Origin of the sequence: Paenibacillus sp. NPDC058177 (assembly GCF_042883835.1) — a bacterium.
GTDB classification, from domain to species: Bacteria; Bacillota; Bacilli; order Paenibacillales; family Paenibacillaceae; genus Paenibacillus_AQ; species Paenibacillus_AQ agri.
Map to the genome: position 1 here is coordinate 35223 of NZ_JBHVVB010000004.1, position 26594 is coordinate 61816.

Below are 26594 nucleotides of genomic sequence, written 5' to 3' on the forward strand. Positions count from 1 at the left end.
TAAAGGAGTGCAGTTATACATTTCCGGCCAAGCCTGAAGTCAAACGAAAATTCCAAATGTTTATTTAATAATTGGTATGACCCTATTTCCGGAAAGGGGGAACAATAAGGCAACAGAATAGGGACAACTATCATTACAGCCGGAGAAGTCCTATCATGGGCGCCTGCGTTAAGAGCGAAGGTGACCATTGCCAATACATTGTTTTTGTTATTCTTTCATTCCACAATAAAGAAGGTCAAATGATGAAAAAATTGAAAAAGCGATACATCGCGTTAATTGTGCTTGTGATTCTGGTGACGGGAGGATTTCTTTTCCGTAAACCTTTGATGGTGCTTGCGTTTGATCTGTTCCTCTCCGACCAAGTGGAGAGCAAGCTGGTGGAGAAGTCGTATCAGCCTTTGGTGAATGACGACAAGCCCAAGCCGGAGCCCATCGTGTATAAAAATGATCCGTTTTCCCTCATGCTGCTGGGAACAGACCAGCGCGGTAATGAGACCGCACGGTCGGACACGATGATCTACGCGGTGGTGCGCCCGGAGGATTACAAGATCCTGCTGGTGTCGATTCCACGTGACACCTATACGGAAATCATCGGACATAACGGCAACAAGAAAGACAAGATCAACCATGCCTTTGCTTTCGGTGGCCAACAAATGGCCAAGGACACGCTAGAGGCCCTGCTCGGACACGATATTCAATATTATGCCACTATTAATTTCCAGGGACTGAAGGATGCTGTTGATGCTATCGGCGGGGTACCGCTGCCGATCAAGAAAGATATCGTCAACAAGGGCAAGGATCATGAGAAATTCACAATCAAGGGCGGTAAATCCAATTACAACGGTGAAGAAGCGTTGAACTATACACGCTATCGTGAAGATAGCGATTTTAACCGGACCAAACGTCAGCAAGTGTTCATTGATGTGGTTGCGAACAAGATGCTGTCGATCAGCCAGATCGGCAACATTCCGGAGCTGCTCGATATTATGGGTGACAACTTCAAGACGGACATCCAGCCTTCCTTGATTCTTGATTTGGCTAAGAAGTTCATGAGCGGCAAGGAGATGGATATCTCCAGCTTCACCGTCATGGGTGAAAGCAAGCGAATAGACGGTATTTCCTATGACATTGTAGACCAAAAGGATTTGAGTGAAGCTAAGCTGATGATCGATAACTGGATCAATGCGGGAACGCCAGCAGATCAACTGATTCAGCCGGGCAAGGCACTAAACGCGCTGGAGCCGAAGTCTACGCCGGCGGCAGAATAAACCCTATAAATTCATACCATATGTTGAAAAAAGCAGCAGCCATTCATAATGTTAGTGGCTGCTGTTTGCTGTCTTCATGGTATAATAAGCTGGAACTATTCATGTGTTTCCGCGTATAATTACGGTGGCCCTATGACAAGGGGAAGGTTATGCACGTTATTCCTTCGGAAATCTTTGAGGAGGATCAAGACATGAACATTGCATTTTTTCTGCTCCCGAAGCAGGAGGTGGCTTGCGTTACGCTGGACTCTACACTGCGGCAGACGCTGGAGAGAATGGAGCATCACCGTTACACAGCCATCCCGATACTGAACAGGAACGGAGAATACGCTGGAACGGTCACAGAAGGTGATCTGCTCTGGTATCTAAAGGATTCGGACGGCAAGGTTACTTTCGAGAACGCCTCCAAATATCAGCTTAAAGATGTACCGCTCAGAATGAACAACAAGCCTGTATCCATTGAAGCGGATATGGAGGATCTGATCAACTTGGCCAAGATCCAGAATTTTGTGCCAGTGGTCGATGATATGAATCGGTTCATTGGCATTGTCCGTCGCAGTCAGATCATAGAATACTGTGAGAAGTTCGTCTCGCGGCAGTCACAGGAATCGTTATAACTAGCTTATCTTAGTCATCCGAGAGAGCGAAACCAAGGCCTGTATTTCCGGCACCAGCGGAATGCGGGCCTTTTTTGAAAGCGCCACTGCCGCCGGTGGGTTTGTGTGACCGCAATTTTTTTATGCTATAATGGAGAATAAAGCTTTTAGCCGGAGGTAGAGAGACGTGCCCAATGTGCCGAAGGATCTGGATGTAGCCAAACGCGCCAAGGTGATTGAATGGCTGAAAACCGAAGTAATTGATCAAGTCTCGCGGTTATTTAAAGCCTTATGGGAGGGCAGTACGACCCGTGTAGGTGACAGTCTGGCAAGCTTGCTTATGAGTTCTTATATTCTGGGGCGCAGACTCGGCATTTCTTATCGTGAAATGGATGATCTGCTACTGGAGAAGCTGAGAAAACACCGCCAGGAAGGCCATCAGCTAGAAGAATGGTACCAGGATATATCCGCATTAGAAGACCATATGCGTAAGAGGTGAATACTTTTGAAATTTCGTTGGACATCGGTAGCTTGGAGTATCGCTTATTTGCTCTTGCTGCTATCTCTATCGACCCCGCTGCTAATTATCACCACATTATTTATGATTGTTCCGGCTGTTGTGTTGTTCACGAGCCTTAGTACCAAGCAGTTTATTCTGCATGTAGTGCCGGTGCTGCTGATTATTGCTTTAATCACCCCGGTATACTTATTGATTGCGCTTTATTTCTTAATTCCGGCCCTGGTGATGGGCAGATGGTACAGAAAGCGTGCTTCAGCAATGTCCACCTTGCTCGCAGGGACGATTACCATTCTTGGTGAGTTCATGCTTATGCTGCTGCTGGGAACAGCACTGTTCCATTTTGACCTGACTGGCTACGTGAACGATGTACTGGAAATGGTGACTTCACCGATGTCGCAGCTAGGTACGACCAATCCGCTATTGAACGATCTGAGCTTTACGTCTGAGGATGTACGAATGATCAGCCACATGACGATCCAGATGATCCCGATGACGCTGATTGTGAGTTCCTTTATGATTGCTGTTATTACACACTCCATCGTCCGTCCTATCCTGAACAGCATGGATCTTGCGGTTCCGAAGCTCAAGCCTGCACGGGAATGGAGACTGCCGAGATCTTTTATCTGGTACTATTTGATTGGAATTGTGATTCAACTGATTTTCTCGGGTTCAAAAAGCAACTATATGCTCATGATCGCCGCCAATCTGCTGCCACTCTTGCGAATTGGCTTTATGATTCAGGCCATCGGATTCTTCTTCTTTTTGGCGCATGAACGGAAATGGAATAAAGTGATGCCGATTTTGCTGGCGGTTCCTGTTATCCTGCTTCCGCCGCTGCGGATCATCGGGATCATTGATCTGGTGTTCCCGCTGCGCGAGCTTGTGACGAAATCGAAACGATAGGGTGAGAGGTCATGCCTAAATTTCTGCAACGACGCTGGCACGGCTATCATACCGTCTGGGCGTTCATGCTGCTGCTGGTTCTTATTATAGTCGTGAGCATCTATAATTGGGCCCTGGGAATCGTCAGTCTGTTTCTGGCGGGCACCTTATGCTTCACGATGCTGAAGGCGGAGATTTCGTTCCGCCGGAATCTGGTGGAGTATATTAACGGGCTGTCGTTTCGCATTAAGCGGATTGAAGGGGAAGCGGTCAGTATGCTGCCGCTCGGGATTATCCTCTACAGCGAGGACCGTACCGTAGAATGGCACAACCGGAATGCGGGAGATATTTTTGCCCGCAAGTCGCTGGTCGGGGAGGCGATTCAGGAACTCCTCCCTGATCTGATGCCTTCCCTTGCCGGAAGCGCACAGGGGAAGCGTGAAGCCGCCAAAGACGGCGCGGTAAAGGACCACCGTGTGGAAATTACCGTGGATGAACGGTATTACCAGGTGGTGATTATCCCTAGTGAACGTCTGCTCTACCTGTATGAGATTACAGAGCTTGTTGTTCTGCGTGAACGTTACGAGGGGGAGAAACTTGCCCTTGGCATAGTCATGATGGACAATTTGGACGAGTCGGCGCAGGGGATGGATGACCAGCAGCGGACCTCGCTGATTGCCAAGGTGACGAGCGAGATTACCGAGTGGAGCAAGGAGTATGAGGTATATCTGCGGAGACTTTCGTCAGAGCGGTACCTTATGCTGCTCAACCACCGCAGCTTGCAGGCACTGGAGGAGAGCAGGTTCGTCATTCTCGACGAAGTGCGGGAGATGACCGCTGATCTGAAGGTGCCGATGACACTGAGCATCGGGCTGGCCTTCGGGGCCGACTCTGCCAGCGAGCTTGGGGCGCTGGCTCAGTCCAGCTTGGACATGGCGCTAGGGCGGGGCGGCGATCAGGCGGCCGTCAAGTCCGGCCAGCGGCTGTCCTTCTACGGCGGCAAGAGCAACGCCGCTGAGAAGCGGACGCGGGTGCGTGCGCGGGTCATCGCCCACGCATTGCGCGATCTGATGCAGGAGAGCGACCGGGTGCTGATTATGGGGCACCGGACGCCAGACATCGATGCCGTCGGGGCATCGATTGGGCTGCTCAAAGCAGCACAGATGTACAACGTGGAGGCTAACATTGTGCTGGAAGGGCCCAACCCGTCCATCACGCGTATGTTGGAACAGATACGTAAAGATGAGGAGCTGCACAAGTCTTTCATCTCCACTGAGCAGGCTATGCAGATCATGACCGAGCATACGCTGCTGATTGTGGTCGATACCCACAAGGCATCGATGACGATGGAACCGCGGCTTGTGCAGCATGCGAGCCGGATTGTGGTTGTCGATCATCACAGGCGGGGTGAGGAATTCATCAACGAGGCTGTGCTCGTGTACCTGGAGCCGTATGCCTCGTCCACCTGCGAACTGGTTACGGAGCTGTTGCAATACATCCATGACAAGGTTCAGCTAAGTCCGCTGGAAGCGACAATGCTGCTGGCGGGAATCACGGTGGACACGAAGCATTTTGCGCTCCACACAGGATCACGCACCTTCGAAGCCGCAGGGTTTCTGCGCCGGATCGGCGCGGATACGATCCTCATTCAACGGATGCTGAAAGAGGATCTCGAAGAATACATCTCCAAGGCGGAGATTATCAAGCACGCACGTATGGTCTATGACCATATCGCCCTGGTAGTGACTCAGCCGGGGATGAAGATTCCCCAGCTTCTGATTGCACAGACGGCAGATACGCTGCTGGGCATGACGAATGTGGTGGCATCCTTTGTCATCAGTGAGCGGCCTGACGGCCTGATTGGCATTAGCGCCCGTTCACTTGGGCGCATGAATGTGCAGGTCGTAATGGAGAAGCTGGGCGGTGGCGGACATTTATCCAATGCTGCAGTTCAGCTTGAGGCAACTTGCAAGGAAGCAGAGGCCAGACTGCTTAAGGTGCTGGCAGAAATTGAAGCGAAAGAGGGTCTGTTCGAATGAAGGTCATTTTCTTAAAAGATGTTAAGGGACAAGGTAAAAAAGGTCAGGTCAAAGAGGTATCCGAAGGCTACGCTACTAACTTCCTGCTGCCACGTGGTCTGGTTCGCCCAGCTACAGAGGGCAATGTGAAGGTGCTGGAGAATCAGGCTGCTGCTGAACAGCGCCGCAAGGATAATGAGAAGGAAGAAGCACAGAACCTTGGCAAGAAGCTGGACGAGTTGACGCTGACAATGAAGGCCAAAGCCGGCGAAGGCGGCCGTTTGTTCGGTGCTATCACCAGTAAGCAAATTGCTGAAGCCCTGGCTTCCGCAAACGGCATTACTATTGATAAACGCAAAATTGAGCTAGGCGAACCGATTCGTCACCTGGGTGTAACTCAGGTAAGTGTGAAGCTGCATACGGAAGTAAAAGCTACGCTTAAGGTTCAGGTAACGGAGGAATAAGATGGGCGGAGATCTCTTTTTCGATCGGATTCCCCCGCAGAATCTGGAAGCGGAGCAGGCTGTCATCGGCGCTGTTCTACTCCAGGATGAGGCGTTAATTACCGCAATGGAGCGGGTGAACACCGAAGACTTCTACGATAAACCGCATCAGATGATCTTTGAAGCGATGGTGCAGCTCGGAGAAGAGAGCCAGCCGATTGACCTTGTTACGCTGACCGCCAAGCTGCAGGATAAGGGCGAGCTTGAGGATATCGGAGGTGTCAGCTACTTGGCCAAGCTGGCACATGCGGTGCCGACTGCGGCCAACGTAGATTATTACGCGCAGATTATCGAGGAGAAGGCGATGCTGCGGCGGTTAATTCGTACAGCGACGCAAATTGTGAGCGAAGGATATACCGGCGGCGAAAATGTCGGTGATATGCTGAGCGATGCCGAGCGGCGGATTCTGGAAATCTCCAACCGCCGCAGTGGCAGCGGGTTCGTCGCCATCCGTGATGTCCTGATGGAAGTCTTCGAGCGGGTCGAAGTGCTCCATCAGAACAAGGGCAACACCTCCGGAATCCCTTCCGGATTCGCCGATCTCGACAAGATGACGAACGGCTTCCAGCGGAATGACCTTATCATTGTGGCCGCACGGCCTTCCGTAGGGAAGACAGCCTTTGCGCTCAACATCGCTCAGAATGTCGCGGTTCGTGCCAAAGAGACCGTCGCTATCTTCAGTCTGGAGATGGGGGCAGCCCAGCTTGTGCAGCGGATGATTTGTGCCGAGGCCAATCTGGATGCCAACCTTATGCGTACCGGTGACTTCAAGAGCGATGATGATTGGTCCAAGCTGACGATGGGGATTCAATCCTTATCAGAGGCTGAGATTTATATTGATGATACGGCGGGGATTACCGTCACTGATATTCGTTCCAAATGCCGCCGGTTGAAAAAGGAAAAGGGCCTCGGCATGATCCTGATCGACTATCTACAGCTGATTCAAGGTCGCGGCAAGGCCGGTGAGAATCGTCAGCAGGAAGTCTCGGAAATTTCCCGGACCCTTAAGATGATCGCCCGTGAGCTGGATGTGCCGGTTATCGCACTGTCACAGCTCAGCCGTGGTGTGGAACAGCGCCAGGATAAACGGCCGATGATGAGTGACTTGCGGGAATCCGGTTCTATCGAGCAGGATGCCGATATCGTTGCCTTCCTGTATCGCGACGATTATTACAACCAGGAGACCGAGAAGAAGAACATCATCGAGATTATCATCGCCAAGCAACGTAACGGACCGGTGGGTACGGTGGAGCTGGTGTTCCTTAAGAATTTCAACAAGTTCGTCAACTACGAGAGGGCCCATGCAGAACCTTTTGCAGGCTAAACCTAATTCTGACAATATCCGAACGATTGTACATTTCTATGTATAATCGTTCGTTTTTATTTGACTTTGAAAATGACGGCTGGTACACTGGTTATTGTGCTTTAACGGGAAAAACCGCTGAAGCGCCCGCAAGGGCTGCGTACATAAGATCAGTGTACAGGGCCCATATTATGAAAAATAATGGTGCTGTGCGAGCACCTACGGAGGAATGAACATGTCAACGGTAGTCGTCGTGGGAACACAATGGGGAGACGAAGGCAAAGGGAAAATCACTGACTTTCTAGCAGAGAGCGCAGATGTAGTTGCCCGGTATCAGGGGGGCAACAATGCCGGTCACACGATTCTGATTGACGGTAAGAAATTCAAGCTGAGCTTGATTCCATCAGGCGTATTTTATAAAGAGAAATCTTGTGTCATCGGCAACGGAATGGTTATCAATCCGGTTGCGTTGATCGAGGAAATTAATTATATTCACGAGAACGGTTTTGACACAGAAAATCTGGTCATCAGCGACCGTGCTCACGTTATCATGCCATATCATATTCTGCTTGACGCACTAGAAGAAGACCGCAAAGGTCCGAACAAGATCGGAACGACCCGTAAAGGGATTGGCCCATGCTACATGGACAAGGCTGCCCGTAACGGAATCCGGATTGCTGACCTGATGGATGCAGAAGAGTTCGAATTGCGTCTGCGTCATCTGATGGGAGAGAAGAATCAGGTTATCACTCAAGTGTACGGTGCAGAGCCGCTGGACGTTGAGGAGATTCTGACTCAGTATCTCGAGTATGCTGAAGTGCTGCGCAAGTATGTGGCTGATACATCGGTTGTCCTGAATGATGCAATTGATGCTGAATCCAAGGTATTGTTCGAAGGCGCACAAGGGGTAATGCTTGATATCGATCAAGGCACATACCCGTTCGTGACCTCTTCCAATCCTTCAGCTGGCGGTGTCTGCATTGGTTCCGGTGTGGGTCCATCTAAAATCAAACAGGTTATCGGGGTTGCCAAATCCTACACTACCCGTGTGGGTGACGGTCCATTCCCTACTGAGCTGAATGATGAGATTGGCGATTATATCCGTGAGACCGGACATGAGTACGGTACCGTTACTGGACGCGCCCGTCGTGTGGGCTGGTTCGATAGCGTAGTGGTTCGCCATGCTCGTCGTGTGAGCGGGATTACAGGCTTGTCGCTGAATTCGCTTGACGTTCTGAGCGGACTGAAGACAGTAAAAATCTGCACCGGCTATAAATACCGTGGCGAGGTTATTACACATTACCCGGCTAGCCTCAAAATGCTGGCTGAATGTGAAGCTGTCTATGAAGAGCTGCCAGGCTGGAGTGAGGATATCACGTCTGCTAAGACCCTGGAAGATCTTCCAGCCAACACGCGGAAATATGTAGAGCGTGTAGCGGAACTTACAGGCATTCCAATTGCGATCTTCTCCGTAGGACGCAACCGTGAGCAGACAAATCAAGTATTGCCAATCTATATCTAATTTTGAAGGGGCCTCGTCAGAGGCCTCTTTTTTGTTGCCTTTTTTCCGATTTCATGGATACTTCAAGGTTTCCCGAGGTCTGTTCCCGTCAATACTGGAAGGATGGATGTAGAAGCGGCATGATCCTTAAGGGTCAGCGTTGAACAGATACTAAGGGAGTGGTAAACATGAAACTGGTAAAGCGTGCGCTTGCCGTATGCATGATTGTAGTGCTGGCGAGCACCCTTTCGATTCTGACGACGGGAGTTGTGGTGAATGCCTATATTCAATCGGTGCTGGCGAGCTTTGATATCAAGCTGGAGAAACCTGCACCGGGGATAGTCGGGATGATGCGGAGCCTGATGGGTACGAAGGAGAAGCCTGCTGTTGCAGAGGTTGTGAATGGGGACAAGGGGAAGACGGTACAGGATAAGGGCAAGAGCAGCAGCAACACGGATACGCCAAAAGCGTCAAGTTCCCCTTCCCCGTCCGGTGGCGATAAGCCAGCTGAGGAGAAGGTGCCGGAGGATGCGCTCCCGGTCATGGGACAGGCTGCTGGCGAGTCCACAGATTCTCATAACCAAGGGGGAAGCGCCCTGGACCAGCAATTGGTGATGACCCCGGAGGCTATGCGTGACCTGAAGGACAACCTGCCGTCTGCAGAGAAGGTTAACATTTTCAATATCCTGATGAACAAGCTGCCTCAGGAGGAAATGCAGAAGATTTCGGCTGCGATGGAGGACGGGCTGACGGAGGCGGAGGTTAAGGAACTCCAGGCGGTTATCGCGAAATATGTGGACCCCAAGGAATATGACGAGTTGATGAAAATGCTTACGCCTACAGTGCCGGAGACTTCGCTGCATTGAAATCTGTCATTATTTGGACACGGAATCACCCTTTAATATCCATATAACTGGAAAAAACCCGCTGAAAACGCGGGTTTTTCCATACCGGTAAAGTTGAAAATCCTCGGCTGGCTATGTTAAAGTAGACAAGGACTAAATAAGGTTAATATTTTGTAACCTTTTTCGAGGCCATATCACCAGAGATAATCATACGAATCTAAGCAGCAATAGAAGCAGAAATATATACAGCAGAGGATACACGTGGGGTCGTAATTCTAAGCTTGGCCGCTGACCTGCGGCATGGAGATGCAAGCTGAAAGGGAGAGTTTCATGAAAGGATTCAATTTTATACGCCGGATGGGGAAGCTGCAGAACAACGCGGAGACGCCTGCGGAATCCGGAGTGAAGGATGTTCATGAAGAAGGGAAGCCTCGAAGACGTTGGCGCTACTGGATAATGGCTTCAGCCGGTCTGGCGCTTCTCACCGTAATTGGCATCAATGCAGAGAAGAAGTATGTGACTGCCAACACGGAGAGCTTTTACCGGGTAATGCTGCATGACAAGGAAATTGGCACAATCCGCGATGCGGAGGAGCTGTCCGTCCTCTTCGAGAAGAAGAGACAGGAATATCAGACTAAGTACCCGGGAGCGCTGATGGTTGTACAGACGGAAGGGATTACGACGAAGCCTGACCGGGCATACAAGCCAACGGTTGAAAGCGAAGCCACTCTGAAGAAGCTGGATGGCATGCTCAAGGCGTATGCGGTAGGTGTGCAGCTGATGGTGAACGGCAAGGCTGTCGGCATCGTCAAGGATCAGGAAACTGCTAATGCTGTGCTGCAGGGAGTGAAGCAGCATTATGTGCCAGAAACAGAAGGATCACAAGGCGCCCAGCTGAAGCGGACAGCAGCGAGCGGGACAGCAGCATCCACTGCTTCCAAATCCTCGCCGGAGCTGGTAGAATCGGCCAAGATACGTGAGCAGGTGACGATTGAACCGACTAAGGCGGACCCCAACAAGGTGCTGAACATAGAAGAAGCGGTCAAGGTGCTGACGGAAGGCAAAGATGCCCCGCTGCTCTATGAGGTTCAGGAAGGCGACACCATCTCGGCTATCGCCAAGCGGTTTGGGATCACGCAGGCTGATATTTTCCGCAACAATCCGGAGGTCAAGGAATTGACACTACAGATTGGGGATGAGCTACAGCTGACGGTGCCTCAGCCCGAACTTACCGTTGTGACGGTAGAGAAGGTATCCGAGCAGATTGTAACGGAACCGGAAGTGGTCGTGCGTACAAGTGATCTTTTGGAAGCGGGCAAGAGTAAGGTGGTTCGTCCCGGACAAACCGGACTTAAAGAAATGCAGTACCGGTTGACCAAGGAGAATGGAACTGTGGTGCGAGAGGAATGGCTAGGCCAGACGGTGTTGAAGGCCTCACTCCCGGAAGTTGTATACCGGGGGACCAAGGTGGCCATGCAAGCATCCGGCACTAAAGCGGCCTCGCAAGCATCCGGCACCAAAGTAATCGGGCAAGCATCCGGCATGTTTGCATGGCCGGTCAGCGGTGCTACGATCTCCAGCAGCTTTGGGGAACGCTGGGGCCGTGCCCATAAGGGCGTAGACCTGGTGTCAGGCAACAGGAGCATCAAGGCCTCAGATGCGGGTACAGTCTCCTTTGCGGGCGTGCAGAGCGGCTATGGCAATGTAGTGATTATTAATCACAACAACGGCTATGAGACCTACTATGGTCATCTGAGCAGTATTTCAGTATCCCAAGGACAGCGCCTGGAGCAGGGTGCGAAGATCGGCGTCATGGGCAGTACAGGACGTTCCACCGGCACGCATCTGCATTTTGAGATCCGCAAGAACGGATCGGCATTGAATCCTATGAAGTATTTGAAATAATTCATATCTTCTAACAGGCCGTCCGAAACTTCCTTCGGGCGGCTTCGTTTTTCCCTGTGCAGACTGCTTAATTGGTAGGATGTGAGGCCACGGCAGGTATGTTAGAATAAAGGAATGTAAGCAAGTACAGATAGAAAGGTGAAGCCGCATATGCAGATGGGAACGATTCTGGTGGTGGACGACGAGCAGCCTATTGCTGATATTTTGAAATTTAATCTTGAAAAAGAAGGCTATGAGGTCATTTGCGCCTTTGATGGAAATAGCGCAGTAGAGTTGGCTTTGTCCAAACGGCCTGATCTCATGCTGCTGGATCTCATGCTTCCCGGCAAGGACGGGATGGATGTATGCCGGGAGGTACGTTCGGCCCATCTGGACATTCCGATCATTATGCTCACAGCCAAGGACGGGGAGATTGACAAGGTGCTTGGGCTGGAGCTGGGAGCTGACGATTACGTAACGAAGCCGTTCAGCACGCGTGAGCTGCTGGCCCGGGTCAAGGCACAGATGCGCCGGCAGCACAAGCCCAGTACGGCGGAGACGCTCAGTAATGAGTCTCCCGTTGCCAAGCAGGGCATTCACCATTTCGATTTGTTTATAGATACGGATATGTACATGGTTTATAAAGATGGAGAAGCGCTCGATCTAACGCATCGGGAGTATGAACTACTCTATTACATGATCCGCCATGCCGGCAAGGTCATGACCAGGGAGCATTTGCTGCAAGCCGTTTGGGGTTTTGAATACTTCGGCGATGTGCGGACCGTGGATGTTACGATCCGGCGTCTGCGGGAGAAGATTGAGGAGAATCCCAGCAAACCGGAATATATCTTTACCCGGCGCGGTCTTGGCTATTTGATGCATAGCCCCAAAAACGGAGGGTTAGGATGAAAGGACTGTCCTTTTTCCGGACGATTCAGGCCAAGTTCATTATCATTTATGTCCTGCTGATCCTGATTGCGATGCAACTGATCGGCGTCTATTTTGTCAGCTCGATGAAAAATTCACTGACCGATAACTTTACGAAGGACCTCAAGGCGAGAGCGGAGATGCTATCCATTCTGACTGCCGACAAGTTCGGTAGTGAGGCCGGTACCATCGATGAGGAGACAGCGGTAGAGAGCCTGCGCGGCATGGTGAACAATCTCTACATTAACGGTGCCGAAATACAGGTGCTGGATGCCAGCGGCAAGATTATCACGACGTCTGTCCCTTCACAGAATGACTATGTAGGTCAGCGGAATACGCAGACCGTGGTCAGCCGTGCCCTTCAAGGTATCAGCGACAATGAGGAATATATTATTGGCGATGACAATGTGCGGAAAAAGGTCGTAGCGAAGCCGGTACTCTCCGGTGGCAAGGTCGTTGGCGCTATCTACATCGCCGCCGATATGAAGGATCTCTATGCCACGATGAGCCGGATTAACAGCGTATTCATCTCCGGGCTGCTACTGGCACTGACCCTTACGGCGGTACTGGGTGTTATCATCGCCCATACGTTCACACAGCCGATCAAGGAGATGACTCGTCATGCTACGGCAGTGGCTGAGGGACGCTTCAATCGGAAAATGCCTGTGTTTGGCAATGACGAGATCGGCCAGCTGAGCCAGGCCTTCAACTATATGACAGGCCGATTGCATGAGGCGCTGTCACAGAATGAGGAAGAGAAGGAGAAGCTGGCCTCTATTCTGACGAACATGAGCGATGGCGTGGTAGCAACCGACGAGACCGGCGTGGTCATCCTGATGAACCGCCGTGCTGCGCTGATGCTGGGCGCCGAAGGGCCGCTCCCGGAGGGCGCGCCCTTGAATGAATTACTCGGCCTCGACTCTGAGCAGGCTGGTGCCTTGCCGCGCGACAATGCACACTCGGCCATGCTGCATCTGTCGCCAATCGGCGGTGGTGACCCCAATATTGTGCGGGTCACCTTCACGCCGATCCACCGCCGGGAAGGCGGGATCGCGGGAACGATCGCCGTGCTCCAGGATGTCACGGAGCAGGAGAACCTGGAGGAATCCCGCCGCGAGTTCGTGGCGAATGTATCGCATGAGCTGCGTACGCCGCTCACGACGATCAAAAGCTATGCCGAGGCGCTGGATGATGGCGCGCTGGATGATCCGCAACTGGCCGCCCGCTTTGTCGGAGTCATCCGCAACGAGACCGAGCGGATGATCCGGCTGGTAACGGACCTGCTGCATCTGTCGCGGCTCGACTCCAAGGAGGCCCGCCTGCGCATACAGCAGACGGATGTGGCCGAGATGCTAGAGGATGTGGCGGACCGCTTCTCCTTCCAGATCCGGCAGAAGCGGATCCATATCAGTACGAGAGTGCGCAGGGAGGCTGCTTCCGCCTGGCTGGACCGTGATCAGATTGATCAGGTGCTAGGCAATCTGGTGTCCAATGCACTCAAGTACACGCCTGAGGGCGGCAGTATTGAGCTGGAAGCCCTGCAGAATGAGGAAGGTATGCTATCGATCTCTGTGCGAGATTCCGGAATAGGAATTCCAAAGAAGGATATTGAGCGCATTTTTGAACGCTTTTACCGGGTAGACAAGGCCCGCTCACGCAACATGGGAGGAACCGGACTTGGACTCTCCATTGCCCGGGAAATTGTGAAGGCGCATGGAGGCTCTATTTCCTTGCAATCTGAAGTTAACCAAGGCTCGAAGGTTACCTTCACGCTGCCTCCGGACGAGCAAAGGGGGAGTGAAGCGTGAAGGAAAGAGTAAAGACATGGATTCTTGCGCTGCTCGTCCTCAGCAGTCTTGTGGAGAGTTATTATTTGATCTATCGCCTGCCGGGCAGCGACTCAGCGGTGATGTCAGAGAATTTGTATGTAAAGACAGACAATATGGGGCCAGAAGAAAAGGTCGAGAACCTGCTCTACCCGGACAAGATGATTATTCATATGGGCGAGGACAAGCACACGTTGTTCTATCCCAGTTCAACGTTCTATAACCTGATTATCAACCGGATAAAGGGACGCACCTTCGAGAGCTTCCAGCGGCGGTCGGTGGATGACTTTGACTGGAATAAGATTCGCAAAGAGAACCCCGGCATCGAGCTTTCCTTCGGTGCGGGGATTCCCGTAACGTTACTGCAACGGGTGATGCAGCTCTCGCCCGACTCCTTATTCGCCGGGGAGAGCATCAACCGAATCTGGATTTACAATGTTAAGAACGATTCCAAGGCGCATGCCATCTTCTTCAGTACGAGGGGTGACATCGTCTATGAGGCGGCCAAAGCCGACCTGACGGTGCAGGACGTCCAGCAGCATGTGGACTTCGGCAAGAACTGGACGCCGTATACAACGGCGAACGGGGATTATTATGTGCCGTCAGACAAGCTGTCACTGGTGCAGGTCGAGATTCCTTCCGGCCTGTATACGATTGAGCAAATGCAGAGTAATCTATTCTTCGATACTAGCAGCACGCGATATATTCGCGAGAAGGACGGATCGGAGATCTATACGGACAGCAAGCGCAGTCTCCAGGTGGATCAGGAGCAGAACTGGATGAGCTATAGTGATCCGGCGGCTCTGCCGGCCGGAGAGAGCACGCCTGCGAAGGATGCGCTGGAAGCCGTAGACTTCGTGAACCAGCATGGTGGCTGGAATGGAACCTACCGGCTGGCTGCAGCGGAAGACGAATCGCAGGATCAACTGCCTATCGGGGACGGCGGCAAGGAGCGGCGAGTATCTTTTCAACAATATTATGGTTCTTACCCGTACGGATCGTACCCGATCCTGAACCGTCCGCAGCTGAAATTCGGCGTGATTCATCTGGAGCTGCAGAAGGGCACCGTCTCTTCTTATGAGCGTTCGCTATTGTATCTGAACGAGAGTCAGGCGGTGAAAAAGGTGGCCGAGCTATCGGGTGGTGAGACGCTGCTTAGTCAATTGGCCCAAATCAGCAAGACCTCGCCGGTTCAGGATTTAACGCCGGCCTACATCCCTTCTCTGAAGGGAGAGAAGCTGCAGCTCGTGCCGGTATGGAAGGTTACGCTGCGTGACGGCAGTGTGCTTACCCTGAATTAAGCTATTCACTTGAAGGAGGAACGGTATGGATTGGGGAAGAGCCAAGAATGTGCTGATCTACGCTTTTTTACTGTTGAACCTACTGCTGTGTTATCAGTTGTGGATTGACCTGCGCGATCAGGTCAGCGCCAATCTGGATTTTACTTCCCTCTCCGAAACCACACAGCAGGTGATGGAGCAGAAGGGAATCCGTATTCTGTGCCCCATCCCGGCGGCAACGCCGCAGCTCCCTGGGATTACATACCGTTACTCCGGGGATGAACAGAGCGAGCAGCCAGTGCCACTGAAGCGGCCCATAGACAGTAAGCTGATCTTTACGTTCTCCGAGCTTAGTCGTGAGCTGCAAAGTGAAATTCCGGATATCTCTGATTATCAGTTCGATCCCTTGGAGAGCGAAGCAGGCAAATTCGTGCTGCATCCACTGGTGAAAAAGGAGTGGCCGCTGTTCAGAGTCAGGCTGGAGCTGATCTATAATAATCAGAAGATTGTAGCGTACCGCCGCCCCAATATCGAGATAGGGCCCGGTAACAATGAGGATGTGCAGAAGGTGCTTCCAGCATCCAATGCCCTAAGCAGCCTGATTGAAAAATATTTTCCGCCGGACACGGCAGTCAAGGAAATTGTACTTGGTTACTACGGGGAGTTATTCAATTCCGAAAGTCAGGTGGCTGCCCCGATGTGGCGGTTCATGCTGGAGAATGGCAAGTCCTATTATGTGGACGCCATCAGTGCGGACATCATTAGTCCCAAGACAACAACAGATTAGAATATCGTGATTTCAGGATAGAAGGAGTAGTAAACATGGGGATATCTTTTTCAGTATTGTCCAGCGGTTCTACAGGTAACGTGACTGTGGTGCGTAATGGGGAGACGACGCTGATGATTGATGCGGGTCTTAGCGCGAAGCGGATTGACGAACTATTGGGCATGCGTGAGCTGACCGGGCAGGATATAGACGGAATTCTGGTGACCCACGAGCATTCTGATCATATCAAGGGGCTCGGGGCTATGGCCCGCAAGTATGAGCTCCCCATCTACGCCAACACCAATACCTGGAGGGCAATCGAGAAGGGCATCGGGAAAATACCGGACCATCATCGCATTATTATGGAGACCGGACAACAGAGGGATTTTGGCAGCCTGCGCGTAGAGTCGTTCGCAATCTCTCATGATGCAGCAGAGCCGGTGGGCTACAACTTTTATGATGGCAAAGAGAAGCTATGCGTGGCTACAGACCTGGGGTATGTCAGCGATAAGGTAAGGATGGCGATTGCCGATTCTGATGTGCTGGTGCTAGAGGCTAACCATGATATCGAGATGCTGAGGATGGGACGCTATCCGTGGAATACCAAACGCCGTATTCTCGGCGACATGGGCCACCTCTCTAACGAAGCTGCAGGCGCAGCCCTGAGTGAAATCCTGACGGGGCGGACGAAACGCACCTATCTGGCACACTTGAGCCTGGATCATAACATGATGGATCTAGCGAAGATGTCTGTACGCGGCGCCATGGAGGACCGGGGCTGCTTCTACAAGGATAGTGAGTTCAAGCTGTGCGAGACATATTATGACCGTCCTACGCCATGGGATATGGTGAGCCAGCCATAAGCTGGTCCAGTTCGGCCGTCTTGTGCTCCAGTTCCTGACGGGTGATCAGGCCCTTGTCGATCAACAGCTCGATGATGGCGCTGAGGGCAAGTGTCATATGGTAATGCTCATCTTTTAAATCACCGAGCTTACCCATAAATTGCACCAAATCCATGCTTATCGAAGAGGATTCCATTTCTTTGCACCTCCTTTGGGGATGAGATAGGGGTTTGGGAAAAATGTGCAGAATAATTACGGCGGAAAATCCGCGAAAGCGTGCCCGCCTGTGATACAATCAATACAGAGCGTTTAGGCGTAAGTGACAATTGGAGCTTTCTACTATTGTAGTCTTTTAAGTCGTAAAATATTCCCTGATTGAAAGAATATGAGACCCCTACGCTTGGAACCCGCCTATTTGGGTGAATGGATAAAGTGAAACCTTTTGGCACTCTTTGGAGTCTTAGAAGAGTACGAAGCCGTTCGGGTGTTGCTTGGCGTTCAGGTATGAATGCAGTAGCAATAGAGGGGAGAGGATTACCGTTGGGATTGTTTGATGATGATTTCTATTCAACGAAGGTACCACGGCGGAGCAGAGAACAGGATAAATCCAAAGGCTTGTCACGGGGTTGGCGAACTAGCAGATCGCGCCGGAGTCTCTCAACATGGCAAATCTCTGCACTTAGCTCTGTAATCAGTGCGGTGGTAGCAGTATTGCTGTTCAGCCTGGTGACCGGGCATTGGGCGCCGGAGAGAGCAGCAGGGTCTACCGTCATTGAGAACGTGACGCCGAGCAGTGGCGATCCTTATGATCGTATTATTCAGGCGGCGGCGATGGTTCGTCCTGCCGTAGTGAGCATTGTTAACCATAAGGAAGACAACAAGGAAGAGAATATTCTGGATCAGTCATCACTGGGTTCCGGAGTTATTTATAAAAAAGATGCCAACAAGGCCTACATCATTACCAATAACCATGTTGTTCAGGGTGCAGGCAAGCTGGAGATTGTTACGGTGTCTGGAGAGACCCGCAGAGCGGAGCTGGTCGGCGCAGATAAAGTAACCGATATTGCTGTGCTGTCGATTGATGCCAAGGGCATCAACACCATCGCTCAGATAGGTGACTCTTCCAAGCTGCGTCTTGGGGAGACCGTCATAGCTATCGGCAATCCACTTGGTCTTGGTGATACGCTAACTTCCGGTATTATAAGCTATACGGAGAGGAAGATTCCCGTATCGCTCAACCAGGATGGTGTGTACGACTGGGAGCAGGAGGTCATTCAGACCGATGCGGCGATCAATGAAGGTAACAGTGGTGGCGCACTAGTTGATCTCAACGGCAAGGTGATCGGGATCAATACGATGAAAATTTCGGATACCGGCGTAGAAGGGCTTGGCTTTGCCATACCGACCAATCATGTTATGGAGACGGCAGATGAGCTAACCAGCAAGGGTAAGATCTCACGATCCTATCTGGGCGTCTACACGGTGGATCTGAACAATCCTTATGTCCCGTTGGCCGAAGACCAGCGCAAGGAGCTGAATCTGCCTGTGGCTGTTAAAGACGGTGTAGTTGTACTCGATGCTGTTGGACCGGCAAAGGTTGCGGGACTCCAGTTCAACGACGTTATCACAAAATTTGACGGAGAGCCCATTACGTCTACCCTTTCACTGCGGAAGTATTTGTATAATCACACTAAGATCGGTGATGAATTACAGATTACTTTTTACAGAAACGGGGTTCTAAAGCAGGTATCGGTAAAACTTTTGGAGAAGCCTGAGGAATAAAACCTTCAGAAATGGTATATAATGATATAGCAGTCATGACCAGCCAGGCTGACAGCCCTTACATTGGGAAGTCAGCCTTTTGTGGGAAAAAACGGTGATATTCGGATGGGTCAGCTTGCCTTTACTTCGAAGGTGTGGTACTATGAGAACAATCATACATTTGATACCTAATTCTCGTGTTGAAAAGGGCTGTCAAGTTAAGTAATATACAACCTTTTTCAATGTGTGAATTTTTTCTTTGTTTGAAGATAAAAAGAACATATTAATTTAAATTTGTGGAGGTTACACACATGCAAACAGGTACAGTTAAATGGTTCAACGCTGAAAAAGGATTCGGATTTATCGAAGTTGAAGGCGGTAGCGACGTATTCGTACACTTCAGTGCGATCACTGGCGAAGGCTTCAAAACTTTGGACGAAGGCCAACGCGTTGAATTCAACGTTGTTCAAGGCAACCGTGGTCCACAAGCCGAAAACGTTGTAAAACTGTAATAATAGAAGGTACCGTCCCCGCTTGTTGAAAGTTGGGACGGTCTTTTTTTAACAGAACTCAACAACCTTTGTAAGGGCTCCGTACTGGGGCTTTTCTTATTATTATAGAGGTGTAAGCATAAATCTTAACATTTTGGGGTATCATGTATCGTTAATCCACTTGTGACATAAAGGAAGGAGGAACGGCAATGAACTACCGGAAGAAACCCGTGGAGGAAATCCCGGAAGAGAATACCGCGATTTGGGCCTGTACTAACGAGGGGTGCAATGGATGGATGAGGGACAATTTTGCTTTTGACACTGTGCCTTCTTGTCGTCTCTGCAACGCTCCAATGGTCCGCAGTATGAAGATGCTGCCGCTGCTGCTCAATTCCAACGGTGATCTGAAGTCGCTGAAGAAGGGTATTTCCATTACGTGACCGGCGCCTTTATGAGCCAAGCTTAGTATAGAATAACGCACAAACTCCGAGACGGTTAAACCGTCTTATTTTTTTTGTTTTTTTGTCACTACTTTGTGATATTTGTCACAAAATTATTATTTTTATAGCAAAAATAGAGCGTATAATGTGATTTACATCACACAGTTCCCTTAAAATTTTTGACAAAATAGACGTATTGATAAGGGAGAGGGAAGGGGAGAAATATGGATACAATCATGCTGTCACGTATTCAATTTGCGTCGACGACAATTTTTCACTATTTCTTTGTGCCGGTGTCTATTGGGCTAGCGCTTTTGATTGCCATCATGGAGACTATGTATGTAAGAAAAGGCGATGAAGAGTACAAGAGAATGGCGCAATTCTGGGGAAAGCTATTCCTCATAAATTTTGCAGTCGGGGTAGTTACAGGTATTCTGCAGGAATTCCAGTTCGGGATGAACTGGTCCGATTATTCACGATTCGTTGGTGACGTGTTCGGTGCACCGCTGGCCGTGGAAGCTCTACTGGCTTTTTTCCTGGAGTCTACATTCATCGGGCTATGGATCTTCGGCTGGGACAAAGTCTCTAAGAAGGTGCATTTGCTCTCCATCTGGATGGTTGCTTTTGGTACGATGATGTCGGCGTTCTGGATTCTGACCGCTAACTCATTCATGCAGCATCCGGTGGGCTTCACGATCAATAATGGACGTGCTGAAATGAATGATATCTTCGCTCTCATTACGAACGGACAATTACTTGTGGAATTCCCACATACGGTACTGGCGGCGTACGCTACAGGCGCGTTCCTTGTAACGGGTATCAGTGCCTACAAGCTGCTGAAGAAGCAGGAAGTATCTTTCTTTAAGAAATCTTTTCAAATTGCAGCGATTGTCGGCATTATCTCTTCGGTGGGTGTAGCGGTGGCAGGACATGCTCAGGCGCAATACCTGGTAGAGACTCAGCCGATGAAAATGGCGGCTTCCGAAGGACTATGGGGCGAGAGCGGCGATCCTGCACCTTGGACGGTGTGGGCGAATATTGACCCTACGAACAAGACTAACAGCGGTGAATTCAAAATCCCGTATTTGCTTAGCTTCCTGTCTTACAGTAAGTTCTCCGGTGAAGTTAAAGGGATGAACCAATTGCAAGCAGAGTATGAGCAGCAGTACGGACCTGGGGATTATATTCCTCCGGTACGGACCACCTTCTGGAGCTTCCGGATCATGGTCGCTGCGGGTACGGCAATGATCGTGCTTGGTCTGTATGCGATTTACTTGATCTGGCGTAAAAAGATGGACCGTCCGAACACCTGGTTCATGCGGTTCATGTTCTGGGGACTGCTGCTTCCGCCAATCGCCAATACAGCGGGCTGGGTTATGACTGAATTTGGCCGCCAGCCGTGGACGGTATTCGGCTTGATGCAGACCAAAGACAGTGTGTCGCCTAATATCACGAGCGGACAGGTATTATTCTCGGTGATTTCTTTTACAACGATCTATTTAATTCTGGGTCTGGTATTGGTCGGCTTGTTCATCAAAGTTATCAAAAAAGGTCCTTATGCCATGGATAACGATCACGGCGATTCCCATGATCCATATAACAAGGAGGGGTCCCATGCTTTCTCTTAATGAATTGTGGTTTGTATTGATTGCGGTTCTGTTCATCGGGTTCTTCTTCCTGGAGGGTTTTGACTTTGGTGTAGGAATGGAAACACAGCTCTTGGCCAAGAATGATACGGAGCGCCGGGTGCTGATCAACTCGATTGGACCGTTCTGGGATGCCAATGAAGTATGGCTGCTGACGGGTGCAGGCGCGATGTTCGCGGCCTTTCCGAACTGGTATGCTACGCTATTCAGCGGATTTTATATTCCCTTCGTGTTCGCGCTACTGGCGCTGATCGCCCGGGGTGTAGCATTTGAATTCAGGGGCAAGCGGGATTCCCTGGCCTGGAAAAGAACTTGGGATGTCTGCATCTTCCTCGGCAGCTTCCTCCCGCCGTTCCTGCTGGCTGTCGTCTTCGCAAGCTTCATCAAGGGCTTGCCGATTGACGCCAATATGCAGATGTATGCCGGATTCACGGATATCGTTAATATCTACACCGTTGTTGCCGGAATTACAGTAGTTCTGCTCTGTCTGGTACACGGCCTGATGTTCACTACGCTGCGTACGATTGGTGATCTGCAGGTACGGGCCCGCAAGCTGGGGCAGAAGCTGTTGATTCCACTGGGCGTACTGCTGCTGGGTTTTGTGGTAATGACCTACTTCATGACCGATATCTTTGAAAAGCGTGGAACAGTGCTTCTGAGTATAGTAATATTGGGTATTATTGCATATGTACTGGCAGGCTACTTCATGTTGAAGAAGAAGGACAGCTGGGCATTCGGCATGACTGGAGCGGTATTCGCCTTGTCGGTGGCTTCGATCTTCGTGGGACTGTTCCCGCGGGTGATGATCAGCTCCATTGATCAGGCGTTCAACCTGACGATCACGAATGCGGCTTCCGGACATTATTCACTGAAGGTTATGACGATTGTGGCGTTGACGCTGCTGCCGTTCGTATTGGGTTATCAGATTTGGAGTTATTTTATCTTTCACAAACGGGTTCACGAGAAGGAGCATCTTGAATACTAATGGATAAAAATTTGCTTGGGTACAAAGGAGTTAAGCCGGTCTTTCTGATCGTCGGCTTCCTGACCCTGGTGCAAAGCCTGTCCATTCTTCTGCTGGCCAAATGGCTGGCGGAAGTTGTCTCTGCGCTGTTTGCGGGAGCACCGCTGAAGGAACAATGGGGTACTTCCCTATTGTTCCTTCTTGCGTTTCTGGTGCGCCATGTGTGCGCCCTGCTGATGAGCCGGGTATCCTACCGGTTCGCGGAAGCGACCGGAAGCAGCATGCGGCAGCAGATGATGGATAAGCTGTTCCAGCTAGGGCCGAGATTGGCAGGCGACCGGGGCACCGGTACGCTGGTTACACTGGTATTGGAAGGCGTAACAAAGTTCCGCACTTATCTGGAGCTGATCATTCCGCGCATGGTTGGAATGTCAGTCACACCGCTAATGCTGCTCGTCTATGTGTACACACAAGACACGACAAGCGGCGTGATTCTCACCGTGACGATGCCGATCATTATTGCCTTTATGATTCTGATCGGAATGACGGCTCGCAAACAAATGGACCGTCAGCTCAAGTCCTATCGGACACTATCGAATCACTTTGTCGATTCCCTGCGGGGCTTGGAGACACTGAAGTTCCTCGGCCGCAGCCGTAGTCATAGCGAGAGTATCGCTCATGTCAGCGATCGTTATCGCTCAGCTACGATGCGCACCTTGCGCGTCGCGTTCCTGTCTTCCTTTGCTCTGGATTTCTTCACAATGCTCTCGGTAGCATCCGTGGCTGTCAGCCTCGGTCTGCGGTTAGTCAATGAGCAGATGACATTGGTCACAGGGCTGACCATTCTGATCCTGGCGCCGGAATATTTCCTGCCGGTACGGCTTGTGGGTGCGGATTTCCACGCTACGCTGGACGGAAAAGAAGCTGGTGAGGCCATGAAGAGTATTATTGACCGGGAGACCGTGCAGGCGGTTAAGCTGGCGGCGAGTGGAGCAGGGCAAGGGGTTGCTGAAAAAGGAGCTGCCTCGGGTGCTGTGGCTGGTAATGTAAGTAGTGCTGGACGTGTTGGTGCGGCTGGAATGACTGGAGCGACTGGAACTGCCCCTGTAGACCAACCGTCCGCTGCTTCCGACTTTGCTTGGACTAACGACGCCATTCTGCAATTAAATAACGTTGGGGTTAAGTATGAAGAAGGCGGATTGTCTTCGCTGGAAGGGATCAATCTACGGTTCGCAGGAGCAGCCAAGATTGGCATTATCGGGGAGAGTGGAGCAGGGAAATCCACGCTGGTGGATATCCTGGGCGGCTTTTTGCACCCTACTTCAGGGAGTGTTACTGTGGGCGATAGCACGTTCAGCTCGCTGACAGACGAAGCCTGGCGGAAGCAGACGGCTTATATCCCACAGCGGCCGTATATCTTCAGCGGCACGCTTGTGGACAATGTGCGCTTTTACTACCCGGAAGCTTCTATGGAGGATGTCCGTAGAGTAATTAGTGAAGCCGGATTGTCGAAACTGCTAGATTCGCTGCCAAACGGATTGGACGAAATGATCGGTGGCGGCGGTCGCTCCCTCAGCGGAGGTCAAGAGCAGCGGGTGGCGCTGGCTCGGGCGTTGCTGAGCAGTCGTCCGATTATGCTGCTGGATGAGCCGACGGCCCATCTGGATATTGAAACAGAGTACGAGCTCAAGGAAACGATGCTTCCGCTGTTTGCCGGGAAGCTGGTCTTTCTCGCGACACATCGCTTGCACTGGATGGTAGATATGGATCTCATCGTCGTGATGAAGCAGGGGCAAGTAGCTGAGACCGGCACCCATAAGGAACTGATCGCCCGCAAGGGTGCCTATTATGAGCTTATTCAATCGCAATTGGAGGGAATCCATTGAAACGAGAAGGATGGTTCGCCCCATATGTATCTTCATACTTCTGGCGGTTTGTGCTGATTATTGTCCTTGGGGCACTGACGGTGTTCTCAGCTTCTTCTCTGATGTATACCTCGGGGTTCCTAATCTCCAAGGCCTCCATCCCGCCGGAAAATATATTAATGATCTATGTACCGATCGTCGGTGTGCGCACCTTCGGAACAAGCCGGGCCGTGATCCACTATGTGGAACGGCTCGTCGGTCATGACACGATCCTGCGGATTCTGTCCAAGATGCGTGTCCGCCTGTATCATATACTGGAGCCACAGGCGCTGTTTCTGTCCTCACGCTTTCGGACAGGAGATATCCTCGGCATGCTGGCTGACGATATCGAATATTTGCAAAATGTATACCTGCGCACCGTCTTTCCTAGTATTATCGCGCTGTTGCTGTATGGTGCGGCAGTAATTGCCCTCGGCACTTTCGATCTGACCTTTGCGCTGCTGATGGGTCTGTATATTCTGGTGCTGGTGGTTGTACTGCCGCTGGTCTCGCTGCTGTTCACACAAAGACGGCAGCGTGAAGTAAAGCAGGAGCGCAACCGCCTCTACCAGAAGCTGACGGATGCCGTACTGGGCATGGGAGACTGGATGATTAGCGGACGGCAAAGTCAATTCGTGGCGACTTATGAAGCCGACGAACGGAAGGTGGCCCGCACCGATGGCTGGCTGCGAGGCTGGGCCCGCCTGCGGATGTTCATTGGGCAGGCCATTGTCGGCATCGGCGTGCTGTCGATGCTCTACTGGGCGGCGGGGGAATATGCTGACGGAGCCATCGCGGGAACGCTGATCGCAGCGTTCGTGCTGGTGGTCTTCCCGTTAGCGGATGCCTTCCTGCCGGTATCGGAAGCGGTGGAGAAGATCCCACAATACCGGAACTCGCTGGAGCGGTTGTCCGGGGTGGAGGATAGGGATGGGGCGCCTACTCAGGGTGCTGGAGTGAAACAGAATGGGCAGGGAACCCGTGCGGTAAGTGCTGGTGTATTGGAAGTAGCGCCAGTGGCTGGAGGCCGTACAGAAACATTAGATGAAGTACGTACGCAAAGTGCTGGAATAGCGAAAATCAAAGTGACTGTTGCTGGGCGCGACATTTCGACTACTACGGGGCAAGCTGGTAATGAAGGCCACAGCCAACATGATATTGCAATACAAACACACATCCGGCTGGAGAATGTCGGCTACCGGTACGGAGCCGATGATGATTGGTCTGTCCGCGATCTAAGCTTAGATCTCCCGCAGGGGAAAAAGATCGCGATCATCGGGCGCAGCGGAGCGGGAAAATCGACGCTGCTTAAGGTCATTCAAGGTGTGATTCAGCCGACGGAAGGTTCGGCTGAGATTAACGGGCGGGCCGCCGCGTCCTACGGCGAAGACATTCCTTCGCTGATTGCGGTGCTCAATCAGCGTCCGCATCTGTTCGACACCACGGTGGCGAACAATATCCGGCTTGGGAATCCGCAGGCTTCCGAGGAAGAAATTCGCGCCGCTGGCGCGCTAGCTAAGCTCGACAGCCTGATCTCTTCCCTGCCGGAAGGCTATAACACGCCCGTGCGTGAAGCCGGGCAGCGCTTCTCCGGCGGCGAACGGCAGCGGATCGCGCTGGCGCGTATCCTGCTGCAGAACACGCCGGTCGTCGTGCTCGACGAGCCGACCGTGGGTCTTGACCCACGCACCGAGCGCGAGCTGCTGGCGACGATGTTCCAGGCGATGGCCGGAAAATCGCTGGTTTGGGTTACGCACCACCTTGTAGGTGCGGAACTGATGGACGAAGTGATTTTTATGGAGAATGGAACTGTCGAAATGCGCGGCACTCATGCTGAGCTGCTGGAGAAGGAGCCACGTTACCGTAGGTTGTATGAGTTGGACCGGCCGGTAGAATTCCTTGGTTAGTAAGAAGGCATATAGATTTGGATCATGACAGAGATTCAGCGTGGAACTTTAACCGAAGTGGAATAAGTGGAAGATAGATAATGACAAAGCCCCGCCAGACAAAAGTCTGACGGGGTTATTTTTTCACAATCAGGGTCACCTTTTTATAGTTCCGTACATGAATGTTAGCAGGAGAAGTAGAGTGCACCCGACTTTTAATTCAATGGGAGCCTTAAGGGTAAGGCCTACTATTAGATATGAGAGGAGTATTCCTACATGCTCTGTCTGGTACTTGGTGAACTTTTGCTTGATAGTCCGGAATATAAAGACGCCTGCAGCGAACAGGCTGAAAGCAACATACAATATGGTTATGAGCATTGAAATCCTCCGAGTAGTATTTGCATCTGCATCTCTATATTATCGGATATAATTTCTAGTATTGCACCTGCTTCTAAGGAAATGACAGGAATCGACGGCGGGGAGTTCCCTTTTACCTGGAAGTGTGGTAGAACAGTAGAAGGAGTATTACGCCGCAGCGGCA

General features: G+C 51.3%; 23 protein-coding genes. 22 read left to right on the top strand and 1 reads right to left on the bottom strand.

From position 1 onward, the window contains the following. Positions 1–242: 242 nt before the first annotated feature. From ACFVU8_RS17400 to ACFVU8_RS17470, 15 genes are all read left to right on the top strand, one after another. A complete protein-coding gene (locus ACFVU8_RS17400) occupies positions 243–1268 on the top strand; it encodes an LCP family protein (protein ID WP_387428828.1) in 1026 nt (341 codons plus the stop codon). Between the two features lie 191 nt (positions 1269–1459). Continuing rightward, positions 1460–1885 carry a CBS domain-containing protein gene (locus tag ACFVU8_RS17405; protein ID WP_175373514.1) on the top strand — a complete coding sequence of 142 codons (426 nt, stop codon included), beginning with the start codon at positions 1460–1462 and terminating at the stop codon, positions 1883–1885. 175 nt (positions 1886–2060) lie between these two features. After that, positions 2061–2363 (top strand): MazG-like family protein, encoded by a 303-nt coding sequence (locus ACFVU8_RS17410; protein ID WP_175373556.1) that lies wholly within the window; start codon positions 2061–2063, stop codon positions 2361–2363. Between the two features lie 6 nt (positions 2364–2369). Next, positions 2370–3287 (top strand): DUF2232 domain-containing protein, encoded by a 918-nt coding sequence (locus ACFVU8_RS17415; protein WP_175373513.1) that lies wholly within the window; start codon positions 2370–2372, stop codon positions 3285–3287. 11 nt (positions 3288–3298) lie between these two features. Next, positions 3299–5305 carry a DHH family phosphoesterase gene (locus tag ACFVU8_RS17420; RefSeq protein WP_387428830.1) on the top strand — a complete coding sequence of 669 codons (2007 nt, stop codon included), beginning with the start codon at positions 3299–3301 and terminating at the stop codon, positions 5303–5305. Continuing rightward, a complete protein-coding gene (gene rplI, locus ACFVU8_RS17425; protein WP_175373511.1) occupies positions 5302–5748 on the top strand; it encodes a 50S ribosomal protein L9 in 447 nt (148 codons plus the stop codon). Before ACFVU8_RS17420 ends, rplI begins: the two co-directional genes overlap by 4 nt. A 1-nt stretch (position 5749) precedes the next feature. Further along, on the top strand, positions 5750–7111 hold the full coding sequence (gene dnaB, locus ACFVU8_RS17430; RefSeq protein WP_175373510.1) for a replicative DNA helicase: 1362 nt from the start codon (positions 5750–5752) through the stop codon (positions 7109–7111). Positions 7112–7325: 214 nt separating this feature from the next. Beyond that, on the top strand, positions 7326–8612 hold the full coding sequence (locus tag ACFVU8_RS17435) for an adenylosuccinate synthase (RefSeq protein WP_379466673.1): 1287 nt from the start codon (positions 7326–7328) through the stop codon (positions 8610–8612). A 167-nt stretch (positions 8613–8779) separates the two neighbouring features. Beyond that, entirely contained in the window at positions 8780–9457 is a 678-nt protein-coding gene (locus ACFVU8_RS17440; RefSeq protein ID WP_175373508.1) for a hypothetical protein, read from the top strand. Between the two features lie 309 nt (positions 9458–9766). Beyond that, positions 9767–11341 (top strand): peptidoglycan DD-metalloendopeptidase family protein, encoded by a 1575-nt coding sequence (locus ACFVU8_RS17445; RefSeq protein WP_387428832.1) that lies wholly within the window; start codon positions 9767–9769, stop codon positions 11339–11341. A 150-nt stretch (positions 11342–11491) separates the two neighbouring features. After that, entirely contained in the window at positions 11492–12229 is a 738-nt protein-coding gene (gene yycF, locus ACFVU8_RS17450) for a response regulator YycF (RefSeq protein WP_175373506.1), read from the top strand. After that, on the top strand, positions 12226–14055 hold the full coding sequence (walK, locus tag ACFVU8_RS17455; RefSeq protein ID WP_175373505.1) for a cell wall metabolism sensor histidine kinase WalK: 1830 nt from the start codon (positions 12226–12228) through the stop codon (positions 14053–14055). The genes yycF and walK overlap by 4 nt, the downstream gene beginning before the upstream one ends. Continuing rightward, positions 14052–15374: a YycH family regulatory protein gene (locus tag ACFVU8_RS17460; protein WP_175373504.1), complete on the top strand. Its 1323-nt coding sequence runs from the start codon at positions 14052–14054 to the stop codon at positions 15372–15374. The genes walK and ACFVU8_RS17460 overlap by 4 nt, the downstream gene beginning before the upstream one ends. A 25-nt stretch (positions 15375–15399) precedes the next feature. Continuing rightward, entirely contained in the window at positions 15400–16140 is a 741-nt protein-coding gene (yycI, locus tag ACFVU8_RS17465; RefSeq protein ID WP_175373503.1) for a two-component system regulatory protein YycI, read from the top strand. A gap of 35 nt (positions 16141–16175) precedes the next feature. Further along, complete coding sequence (locus tag ACFVU8_RS17470) at positions 16176–16982, top strand: MBL fold metallo-hydrolase (RefSeq protein WP_175373502.1); 807 nt, start codon at positions 16176–16178, stop codon at positions 16980–16982. On the opposite strand, the gene ACFVU8_RS17475 is transcribed toward ACFVU8_RS17470, so the two are convergent. Beyond that, the gene (locus ACFVU8_RS17475) at positions 16951–17157 is read right to left on the bottom strand and encodes a hypothetical protein (RefSeq protein WP_175373501.1); all 207 of its coding nucleotides are present in this window, start codon (positions 17155–17157) and stop codon (positions 16951–16953) included. The two genes, ACFVU8_RS17470 and ACFVU8_RS17475, sit on opposite strands and share 32 nt — an antisense overlap. A 344-nt stretch (positions 17158–17501) precedes the next feature. Between ACFVU8_RS17475 and ACFVU8_RS17480 the strand changes: the two genes are divergently transcribed. The 7 genes from ACFVU8_RS17480 to ACFVU8_RS17510 all read left to right on the top strand — a co-directional run bounded on the left by ACFVU8_RS17480 (position 17502) and on the right by ACFVU8_RS17510 (position 26074). Further along, on the top strand, positions 17502–18743 hold the full coding sequence (locus tag ACFVU8_RS17480; RefSeq protein WP_175373500.1) for a S1C family serine protease: 1242 nt from the start codon (positions 17502–17504) through the stop codon (positions 18741–18743). Positions 18744–19033: 290 nt separating this feature from the next. Continuing rightward, entirely contained in the window at positions 19034–19234 is a 201-nt protein-coding gene (locus ACFVU8_RS17485) for a cold-shock protein (RefSeq protein ID WP_039878010.1), read from the top strand. 188 nt (positions 19235–19422) lie between these two features. Continuing rightward, the gene (locus ACFVU8_RS17490) at positions 19423–19653 is read left to right on the top strand and encodes a cold-shock protein (RefSeq protein ID WP_066377880.1); all 231 of its coding nucleotides are present in this window, start codon (positions 19423–19425) and stop codon (positions 19651–19653) included. 224 nt (positions 19654–19877) lie between these two features. Continuing rightward, positions 19878–21281 (top strand): cytochrome ubiquinol oxidase subunit I, encoded by a 1404-nt coding sequence (locus ACFVU8_RS17495; protein WP_387428834.1) that lies wholly within the window; start codon positions 19878–19880, stop codon positions 21279–21281. Then, positions 21268–22284 (top strand): cytochrome d ubiquinol oxidase subunit II, encoded by a 1017-nt coding sequence (gene cydB / locus ACFVU8_RS17500; protein ID WP_066377886.1) that lies wholly within the window; start codon positions 21268–21270, stop codon positions 22282–22284. The genes ACFVU8_RS17495 and cydB overlap by 14 nt, the downstream gene beginning before the upstream one ends. Continuing rightward, positions 22284–24149, top strand: a complete 1866-nt coding sequence (gene cydD / locus ACFVU8_RS17505; protein ID WP_387428836.1) for a thiol reductant ABC exporter subunit CydD — start codon at positions 22284–22286, stop codon at positions 24147–24149. Before cydB ends, cydD begins: the two co-directional genes overlap by 1 nt. Continuing rightward, the gene (locus ACFVU8_RS17510; RefSeq protein WP_387428837.1) at positions 24146–26074 is read left to right on the top strand and encodes an amino acid ABC transporter ATP-binding/permease protein; all 1929 of its coding nucleotides are present in this window, start codon (positions 24146–24148) and stop codon (positions 26072–26074) included. The genes cydD and ACFVU8_RS17510 overlap by 4 nt, the downstream gene beginning before the upstream one ends. Positions 26075–26594: the final 520 nt, after the last annotated feature.

What these genes read in the sequence shown, in the direction of transcription:
- ACFVU8_RS17400 (WP_387428828.1), top strand. Translation starts at nt 243, where the DNA reads ATGAAAAAATTGAAAAAGCGATACATCGCGTTAATTGTGCTTGTGATT.
- ACFVU8_RS17405 (WP_175373514.1), top strand. Translation starts at nt 1,460, where the DNA reads ATGAACATTGCATTTTTTCTGCTCCCGAAGCAGGAGGTGGCTTGCGTT.
- ACFVU8_RS17420 (WP_387428830.1), top strand. Translation starts at nt 3,299, where the DNA reads ATGCCTAAATTTCTGCAACGACGCTGGCACGGCTATCATACCGTCTGG.
- rplI (WP_175373511.1), top strand. Translation starts at nt 5,302, where the DNA reads ATGAAGGTCATTTTCTTAAAAGATGTTAAGGGACAAGGTAAAAAAGGT.
- dnaB (WP_175373510.1), top strand. Translation starts at nt 5,750, where the DNA reads ATGGGCGGAGATCTCTTTTTCGATCGGATTCCCCCGCAGAATCTGGAA.
- ACFVU8_RS17435 (WP_379466673.1), top strand. Translation starts at nt 7,326, where the DNA reads ATGTCAACGGTAGTCGTCGTGGGAACACAATGGGGAGACGAAGGCAAA.
- ACFVU8_RS17440 (WP_175373508.1), top strand. Translation starts at nt 8,780, where the DNA reads ATGAAACTGGTAAAGCGTGCGCTTGCCGTATGCATGATTGTAGTGCTG.
- ACFVU8_RS17445 (WP_387428832.1), top strand. Translation starts at nt 9,767, where the DNA reads ATGAAAGGATTCAATTTTATACGCCGGATGGGGAAGCTGCAGAACAAC.
- yycF (WP_175373506.1), top strand. Translation starts at nt 11,492, where the DNA reads ATGCAGATGGGAACGATTCTGGTGGTGGACGACGAGCAGCCTATTGCT.
- walK (WP_175373505.1), top strand. Translation starts at nt 12,226, where the DNA reads ATGAAAGGACTGTCCTTTTTCCGGACGATTCAGGCCAAGTTCATTATC.
- yycI (WP_175373503.1), top strand. Translation starts at nt 15,400, where the DNA reads ATGGATTGGGGAAGAGCCAAGAATGTGCTGATCTACGCTTTTTTACTG.
- ACFVU8_RS17470 (WP_175373502.1), top strand. Translation starts at nt 16,176, where the DNA reads ATGGGGATATCTTTTTCAGTATTGTCCAGCGGTTCTACAGGTAACGTG.
- ACFVU8_RS17475 (WP_175373501.1), bottom strand. Translation starts at nt 17,157, where the DNA reads ATGGAATCCTCTTCGATAAGCATGGATTTGGTGCAATTTATGGGTAAG.
- ACFVU8_RS17485 (WP_039878010.1), top strand. Translation starts at nt 19,034, where the DNA reads ATGCAAACAGGTACAGTTAAATGGTTCAACGCTGAAAAAGGATTCGGA.
- ACFVU8_RS17490 (WP_066377880.1), top strand. Translation starts at nt 19,423, where the DNA reads ATGAACTACCGGAAGAAACCCGTGGAGGAAATCCCGGAAGAGAATACC.
- ACFVU8_RS17495 (WP_387428834.1), top strand. Translation starts at nt 19,878, where the DNA reads ATGGATACAATCATGCTGTCACGTATTCAATTTGCGTCGACGACAATT.
- cydB (WP_066377886.1), top strand. Translation starts at nt 21,268, where the DNA reads ATGCTTTCTCTTAATGAATTGTGGTTTGTATTGATTGCGGTTCTGTTC.
- cydD (WP_387428836.1), top strand. Translation starts at nt 22,284, where the DNA reads ATGGATAAAAATTTGCTTGGGTACAAAGGAGTTAAGCCGGTCTTTCTG.